We start from the raw sequence: 2348 nt of genomic DNA, 5'->3' as shown, positions 1-2348 counted from the left end.
GCACCGGTGGCTCGGGCGCGGGCCTGGCCTACCAGATCCTCCAGGCCGGCTTCCAGCTGAACATCCCGCGCATGTTCGCGGCCCTGCTCCTGATCTCGCTGACCGGCGTCGCGCTCTTCGTGCTGATGGCCTGGCTCACCAAGCTGGCGCTGGGCTCGTGGCACGCGAGCGAACTTTCCCAGGATTGAACCTTGACCATGACCGCCTCCATTTCCGCCATCGAAGAGCTGCGGCTCGAACTGCCCGGCCTCGACTGGATCACCGACGAGGGCCGCGTCACGCGCCTGTCGCAGGACTTCTCGTGGTTCAGCCCTGTGCTCAACCGACAGTTGAAGGACAAGCGCGCCGACGTGGCCGTGCGTCCGCGCACCGAGGACGAGATCCGCGCCGTGGTCGGTGCCTGCGCGCGCCGCGGCGTGCCGATCACGCTGCGCGGCAGCGGCACCGGCAACTACGGCCAGACCACGCCGCTCGCGGGTGGCGTGGTGCTCGACATGACCGGCTACAACGCCTTCCTGTGGATGCAGCCCGGCGTGGCCCGCGCGCAGGCCGGCATCCGCCTGGGCGAGCTCGAGAAGCAGACCAAGCCCTCGGGCCAGGAGATGCGCAGCATGCCTTCCACCTACCGCAGCGCCACGCTTGGCGGCCTGTTCGGCGGCGGCTTCGGCGGCGTGGGCTCCATCAACTACGGGCCGCTGGGCGCGCCCGGCAATGTGCTGGGCATCCGCGCGATGACCATCGAGCCCGAGCCGCAGGTGATCGAGTTGCGCGGCGCCGAAGCCATGCGCATGCACCACCTCTGGGGCACCAACGGGCTGGTGCTGGAGCTGGAAATCGCACTGGCACCGGCGCATCCCTGGCTCGAGACGCTGGTGACTTTCGATAGCTTCGCGGATGCATTGCACTTCGCCGACAAGCTCGCGAATGCGCCCGGCATCGTGAAGCGGGAGATCGCCTTCTTCGCCGCGCCGATCTCGGACCACCTGGCACAACTCGCGGCGCACCTGCCCAAGGGCTGCCACACGGTGCTGTCGCTGGTGGCCGAATCCTGCGAGCCGGCCATGCAGCAGCTGGCCGAGGCGCACGGCGGCACCGTGAGCTACCGCAGGACCGCGGCCGAGGTGCAAAAGAGCAACCGCACGCTGATGGAGTTCACCTGGAACCACACCACGCTGCATGCGCTCAAGGTCGACCCCTCGCTCACCTACCTGCAGAGCGGCTTCGTGCCGGGCCGGCACGTCGAGCAGATCATCGAGATGGAGCAGCTGCTGGGCGGCGAGGTGATGATRCACACCGAGTTCATCCGCAACGTGGCCGGGCTCATGACCTGCAGCGGGCTGCAGTTGGTGCGCTTCAGCACCGAGGAGCGTCTCGCGGAGATCATCGACATCCACCGCGCGCGCGGCGTGCACATCAACAACCCGCACGTGAACATCGTGGAGGACGGCAAGGCGGGCGGGCCGCTGCCGCCCGAGGTCATCGAGATGAAGAAGCGCTTCGACCCGATGGGCCTGCTGAACCCGGGCAAGCTGCGCGACTGGCCCGTGAAGGCGGTGCCGGCGGAGGTCTGACGACGACGGGGACGCCGCCGGGTCAGCCCTGGCGCCGGCGCAGCACGAAGGCGATGGCCATGATGGCGATCGCCGCAATCCACAGCGGCCACAGCCCGAAGTGCGCGACCCAGCGCGCAAAGGGCGTGAGCCCCGTCCGGCCTTCGACCGAGGCCTCGAGCACGCCGCGCGTGAGCCGCGGCAGCTGGTGCGTGACGCGGCCTTCGGCATCGATGACCACCGTGGCGCCGGTGTTGGTGGCGCGCACCATCGGCCGCGCGAATTCGAGCGAGCGCATGCGCGAGATGGCCAGGTGCTGGTCGATGGCCACCGAGTTGCCGAACCACGCGATGTTGCTCACGTTGAGCAGGATGGTCGGCGCCGTGGCCTCGTCCTTGAAGTTGGCGCCGATCTCGTCGCCGAACAGGTCTTCGTAGCAGATGTTCGGCGCAATGCGCTGGCCCTGCCAGGCAAAGGGCGCCTGCGCCAGGCCGCCGCGCGCGAAGTCGCCGAGCGGGATGTTCATCATGCGGATGAACCAGCGAAAGCCCGGCGGAATGAATTCGCCGAACGGAACCAGGTGGTGCTTGCTGTAGCGGTAGGGCTGCGCCGCACCGGGCTGGAAGCCGAGCACCGCGTTGCTGTAGGTGCCCTGGCGGCCCAGCGGCAGGCCGACGATGGCCGCCTGCGTGCCCTGGCTGTAGCGCGCCTGGATCGCCTCCAGGTAGCCCTCGGGCAGTTGCTGCGGCAGCAGCGGCAGTGCGGTTTCGGGGGTCACCACGAGCGAGGCCTTGGCAT

The 2348-nt window shown here is 68.9% G+C and carries 2 protein-coding genes and 1 pseudogene; 2 read left to right on the top strand and 1 reads right to left on the bottom strand.

Annotated elements, in window-relative coordinates; translation table 11 throughout:
* Together AC1DOC_RS29725 and AC1DOC_RS29720 are read left to right on the top strand one after the other, a co-directional pair.
* Nucleotides 1-188 (top strand): annotated as a pseudogene (locus AC1DOC_RS29725) (ABC transporter permease); the annotation flags it as partial.
* A gap of 9 nt (nucleotides 189-197) precedes the next feature.
* Entirely contained in the window at nucleotides 198-1571 is a 1374-nt protein-coding gene (locus tag AC1DOC_RS29720) for an FAD-binding oxidoreductase (RefSeq protein WP_478131128.1), read from the top strand.
* Nucleotides 1572-1593: 22 nt separating this feature from the next.
* Here the strand turns inward: AC1DOC_RS29720 and lnt are convergent.
* Nucleotides 1594-2348: apolipoprotein N-acyltransferase (gene lnt, locus AC1DOC_RS29715; protein ID WP_478131127.1), on the bottom strand; the 755-nt coding region annotated here is incomplete at its 5' end.

The sequence above is a fragment of the Variovorax sp. 01T439_2 genome (genome assembly GCF_056398445.1).
Note: the sequence above shows the minus strand (reverse complement) of the source record. Positions and strands in the feature narration are given on the sequence as shown.